The 5,788-nt window shown below is 26.6% G+C and carries 6 protein-coding genes; 3 read left to right on the forward strand and 3 right to left on the reverse strand.

Going from position 1 to position 5,788, the window contains the following annotated elements; all coding sequences use genetic code 4:
- Positions 1-170 precede the first annotated feature (170 nt).
- Together ACXYRP_RS04105 and ACXYRP_RS04110 are read left to right on the forward strand one after the other, a co-directional pair.
- Positions 171-551 carry a hypothetical protein gene (locus ACXYRP_RS04105; protein ID WP_435129138.1) on the forward strand — a complete coding sequence of 127 codons (381 nt, stop codon included), beginning with the start codon at positions 171-173 and terminating at the stop codon, positions 549-551.
- 10 nt (positions 552-561) lie between these two features.
- Positions 562-981, forward strand: coding sequence for a hypothetical protein (locus ACXYRP_RS04110; protein ID WP_458598200.1), 420 nt, complete (start codon positions 562-564; stop codon positions 979-981).
- Positions 982-1,270: 289 nt separating this feature from the next.
- On the opposite strand, the gene ACXYRP_RS04115 is transcribed toward ACXYRP_RS04110, so the two are convergent.
- Positions 1,271-2,446 carry an IS256 family transposase gene (locus ACXYRP_RS04115; protein ID WP_458615276.1) on the reverse strand — a complete coding sequence of 392 codons (1,176 nt, stop codon included), beginning with the start codon at positions 2,444-2,446 and terminating at the stop codon, positions 1,271-1,273.
- A 260-nt stretch (positions 2,447-2,706) separates the two neighbouring features.
- Here ACXYRP_RS04115 and ACXYRP_RS04120 point away from each other — a divergent pair, with 260 nt between their 5' ends.
- Complete coding sequence (locus tag ACXYRP_RS04120; protein ID WP_458615277.1) at positions 2,707-3,324, forward strand: hypothetical protein; 618 nt, start codon at positions 2,707-2,709, stop codon at positions 3,322-3,324.
- Between the two features lie 26 nt (positions 3,325-3,350).
- Here the strand turns inward: ACXYRP_RS04120 and ACXYRP_RS04125 are convergent, their stop codons facing one another.
- On the reverse strand, positions 3,351-4,787 hold the full coding sequence (locus ACXYRP_RS04125; protein ID WP_458597622.1) for an MFS transporter: 1,437 nt from the start codon (positions 4,785-4,787) through the stop codon (positions 3,351-3,353).
- 29 nt (positions 4,788-4,816) lie between these two features.
- Entirely contained in the window at positions 4,817-5,614 is a 798-nt protein-coding gene (locus tag ACXYRP_RS04130) for an alpha/beta hydrolase (RefSeq protein WP_458615278.1), read from the reverse strand.
- Positions 5,615-5,788: the final 174 nt, after the last annotated feature.

Here is a 5,788-nt window from a genome sequence, read left to right on the forward strand (position 1 = left end):
ATGAATTAAAAAAACTAATACACCAATACATAATTTGATATAATACAAAACGAATGCAATCTGTTTTAGATTGAAAATCACCTCAGCAATATGCAGAGATGATACAATATTAATTTTCTGTTAATTTTTATGTCCTTGTTTAGTTTTTTTTTTTTTTGTATAATTATATTATGGAAAAAGAAAAACTAGAATACTACTTTAAACCTGAGACATTATCAAAATTCGATGAAGGTCAAAAAGAAGTTTTAGAATTAATCATCAATACCAGAAATCTTAATAAAGATCATTTAAAAATTGCCGCAGATGTAAGGTATTCAGCAATACAGATGTTTCAGATATATCTAGCATTGAAAAAAGATGATAATATTGACAATCTTTTCTATATTAGACCAAAATATCCACTACAAGAAATAAGAGCAACAAGAAAGGATATTGAAAATATCGAACGGATTAAAATGCTTCAAAATATTTATGATTCTTTAAGTAAATCACATAAAATTATTGAATCAAAATTAAATGATGTCTATTCTGAGGCTTCAAAAAAATGATAGAGGAATATGTATGCAAAAAGAACAAGAAAAATTAGAATACTATTTTAAACCTGAGACATTATCAAAATTTGATGATGACCAAAAGGAAATCTTAGAATTGATTATTAATAAAAAGGGATTTAATTATAAAGATTTATATCCAATAGCTGATGAGAGATTTTCTCCTTTACAAATGTTTCAAATATTACTTGCATTAGTAGAGGATGTGAAATATTCATTTTTTAAAAATGCAAAATATACATTTGAAGAAATAAGAAGTGTTAGAAATGACCTAGAGGATATAAAATTGTGAGAAATAATCGAAAAAATCAGCAGGGAAATAGATAGATTTAATCAAGTTTTTATCGAAAAACTTGATAATATTATATATGCAATACAAAATATTCGTATTGTGCATGTGCATAATACATATGTTACTCATAATCATTAATATATATTAAATTCTAGCTATAAATGTCAAATAAAAGAAAAACAAATTCCCTCAAAGTAGATGAAATTTTGGATGAATATTTTATCTTCGACATTATAAAAATTCTTGTGTATTTTAATAAAAAACTAAGTTATATCCTGTAAAAAGGTAAGTTGTATATATAGTAGCATCTTATCAGAAAATTTAAAATTTTTTTTGAAAAACCTGCAAAATATAAAACAAAAGAACAAAAGTAATCTTTTGTTCTTTTGTTTTATATTTTGCAGGTTTTTCAATGCCAAATTGAAGTTTACCCTATATTTCTAAATCCGTTTGTTGTTCTAAGACTTCTGTTAATATTTCAGTTATCAAAAATATGTGCTAAAAGCAATGATAAACTTTCCGTACTAGGAAATGAAACCTTTCTTTTTAAAATCAATTTCATATTCGAGTTTAAGGATTCAATTGGATTTGTTGTATAAATAGATTTACTCTTTTCAGGTGGAAAATCAAAAAATGTTAATAAATTTTGCATTTGCAAAAGATATGAGACTTCTTTTTTGTAACCTTTTATGGTTCATTTTGATACAAAGTTTTCTAGTTCTTTTTGTGCTTCAGCTATATTGCTTCGTTTGGCAATTAACATAAAATCATTAGAAATTTCTTTACGATCTGAAACCCTTACTTTAGACACAATATTTCTTTGAATGTGTACAAGACATCTTTGAGTCTTAGATTTTGGAAAAATTTCATTTACAACATTTTCTAAACCAGGTAAGCCGTCAAAGACAAAAATTTCAACTTCTTCTACACCTTGTTCCTTAATTTTTAGTAATAATTCTCTAAAAATTCCTTTGTTTTCATTTGGACAAATTTCAAAGTTTAGCACTTGCTTATAGCCATTTTCGTCAATTCCCATAACTATATTTATAGCTTCTTTTGCATAACTTCCTCGTTTAATCGAAAAGTAAGAGGAATCAAGAAAAATTGCTTGAAATTTCTTTGGTAGCTTTCTTTTTTGGAATTCATCTACCTTTTCCTTTGTAGTAGTAAAGATATTAGAAATTGTTTGTCTTGACATTTTTATGTCTGTAGAATTCTCAATGAAATCAGTGATTTCTTTATAAGAACCACCTAGTTTGCAAAAAGACATTATCATCTGAGTAAGATCATCGCTTCTCCGACTATATCTGGTAAATAATTTACTTTTAATTCTTCCTGCTCTATCTCTTGGAACATTTAACAATGCTTTTCCAATAGGTGTATCTAGTGCTCTTGTATAATAACCATTTCGTGTATTTTTCTTTTCATATTTAGAATTTTCAAATTCAAATTTTAAGTTCTCATCAAACTCTTCTTTTAAGATTGCATTCATTATATTAGTAATGATGTCTCTTGAAAATTCTGCTACGAATTTAAACCCATTTTCTTTTATTTCATTAATCTTTTCTGAAATTAACAAATTTTTTGATATAATATCTGTCATGTGTTCTCCTTTGTTTTATTTCACTTACAATTTTAAAGGAGTTTCACTCTTTTTTTAATATTTTTTTAAAAAATCTTTTTTTGTGAAGATAACTCAGTTATGAATACACAACTTTTTTTAAGGTCCCTTATCTCTTCTGTAATATTGATAAATATTATAATTATTTAAGAATTAGGAAGATATATATATCCTTAAAAATTGTAAATATTATTTTGTGACTTTTATTTTTTGCTTGCCTAATAAATTTATCAATATGACTTTTGTTTTATTTAATAAAATTTCCAAAATGAAAATATCAATATATTATTAGATCATTAATTTATACATTCTTCTCTCTACTAATTATAAAATATATATTTAGTTTAGTTGGTGGACATTTTAAATTTTTATATCGGAGTTTTATTTATTCACATAAAGGTTATAAATCATTTTGAGATGGGTTGGATAACACTTATATAAAAAATAAGATTTTAGAAAATATAGCTAATGGTATCGATATTGATATAAGTGGTGTTAAGACAAAATCCGATTTATATTTTAAAACAAGCATTATTTTTAAATCCATTTTATTTATTTTATTATTATGTTACTCAATATTATTTATAGCGATTATTGATCCAGATTATAATGTTTTAGGTATTTTAAAGCACCGAGTAAACTTTAATCCTATATGACTCTTTATTACATTAAACACTCTTCTCTTAGTTTTATTTATCAGTTGGTTTTTTAGAGATAGAGAGGCATCATTCAATATAAATGATACTTTTGAAAAATGAATTCAAAATAAATATAAAGATTTTTTTATAAAACAAAAACACGATGAAGAACAAGAAGAATATTTAAAGTGAAAGCGTCCATCAGAAGATGAAAAGTTATAAAAACTTCCTACATAGGAAGTTTTTTACTAATTTACTAATTCTCTTCATCTAAATTTATTTATGCCAAGTTTTTTAAGTTCTTTGATATTAGAAATAAATACTGCAATACCTGCTAATAAACCAACTAATGCGATTGCTAATGCAATACTGATAATAATTCTATATCCTTGTAAACTAGTATGGAATCCGTTATATGGTGTGTATGCTTTTCCGATAGCTGATGACATTGGATAAAATCATGCATCTAATGAGAAACCAATAAATGACATAACTCCTACTGATGAAGTATAACTACCTTTTTCAATATGGATTTCATTAAGTTGAGCATATCTTAGTGTTGCCATAGCTCATGTTAGTGAACCAATAAACATAAATAATAGAATACTTAATACAATAATTAAGGTATTAGCATTTTGAATGTATCCAATCAAGATAATAACAACAATAGAAGCGATTGCTAATCCTGTCGAAATTACCAAAAACATAATATATGAACGTGTTTTATCTGCTCAACCACCAATTACTCAAGAAATAAAGATTCTAAATCCATACGAGATAATTCCGGTTAAAATAAATGAAATTCATCCTGGTGCCCCATATTCATTAACCAGCATTTGTAAAACATAATAAGGAAAAACAGTTTGGAAAGTGTACATTCCCATTAAAAACACTGATAATGCTCATAGTTTTCAATTCTTAAGTTTCTTAAATCCTTCTTTTAAAGATGCTTTAAATTTTACTCAAGAAAACTTTTCTTTTGGTTTGTTTGGATCTGCTGCAACTTTTTCTATTGGCCGTTCTGGAACCAATAACATTACCAAAATTGCAACTAAAATCAAGAATGCTACTACAATAAAGATATAAACAGCAAATGGAACACCTGATGATGGAACTTGGTTTTTGCTTAATTTTCCAATTCAGAATGTTGCAATTAAGAATCCTAATGCTCAAATTAAAATAAATCCGATGATTCCGTTAAATGAACTTTCTAATCCGTATGCATATCCTTGATTTTCTTTTTTAGCTTGTTGTGACACAAGCTTTCATAACGGACTTCAGAACACCAATGTCGATGTTACTCCTCAAAGTCCCCATATAACTGCATATTGTGCAAACAATGAAGCTCTCAATGCTGCTGTTTGTTGATAACTTCTTTGATTAAGCAACAAGATCGCAAACCACACTGCGATAATTGCTGTCGAAATAATAGCAATAAACAACAATCATCTGGAACTAAATTTGTTTGCTAAGAATCCACCCGGAAGTTGGGTAACTAAAGTAACTATCCCGATGATTGCGATTAATATTGCAACTTGATCTTCTCGGATACCTAAATATAAGTTAAAGTTAGGAATAATATTTTTAAGATAGTAAGGTACTGCTATCACAAAAACATCAGCTGCCGCAAGAATAATTAATGCAACAATTTGCTTTCAGGTAAATTCTTTTAACCTATTTAGCATTTTACTCCTTTCTAATTTTATAATGAATTTTATTTAGTTAAATAAAATTCAGATAGAATGTTAAAGTATTTAACAAAGTCTTCTAAAAATGAAACATGTCCTGTATTTTCAATAACTTTAACTGTAACATTTTTAGCATGTGCTAAAAAGTATGTTTTTGTTTTTTCACAATTAATAATAATATCATTTGATCCTAAAACCAATAATGTAGGAACTTTAATACTTTCGATTCCTGCTTCAACAGCATTGTGTAAACTTTCTTCAGCAAGTGAAAAACCTAGTTTCATTACATGTGGGTTGCTTGCTGCGCCAGATTCAAAATATGCTCTTTGTTGTGCCTCAACACTAGGGTCTTGTAATGCTTGTAAATACACAGGTGATAAAGCACCTAACAGTGTCTTATATTCATCAAAGGTTTGTGGGGCAAACAATTTAAAGAATTCTTCTTTACGTTCTAATAAAGTCTTATTCATCGGTGAAACATAAATCATTTTAGCAAATAATTCCGGTGCTTTTTTGTATGCAAGTGAAATGGTTCCACCACCCATTGAATGTCCGATTAAAACAACATCTTTTAAATTGTTATCTTTAATGAATTTAATTAATAAGTCCGCAAATGAATCAACACTTACTTCATCACCATTTTTAGGTTCAACCATATTGTTGCCCGGAAATGCTAATGCATAGTAATCACTAAGTGTTCAGTGCTTCATAAATATATCGTGCAGTTCTGGATTTGAGTTAAATCCATGAACGAATATAATTGGGTTTTTTGGTTGATTATTATCCTTAACAACTAATGGATAATCATATTTTAATGTTTTCATAATCTCCTTTATAATTTAAATAACACATTTATGGAAATGTTTTTATAATAAACATAATTATTATACATTTTTTTAATAATTAGGTTGTTTATTTTTTATTTATTTTCTAAATATATTAATTAAAGTAGGACAAAAAGATTAACAATTAATTCTGTTAATCTTTTTGTTTTATTA

Source organism: Mycoplasma sp. 5912 (assembly GCF_054353835.1).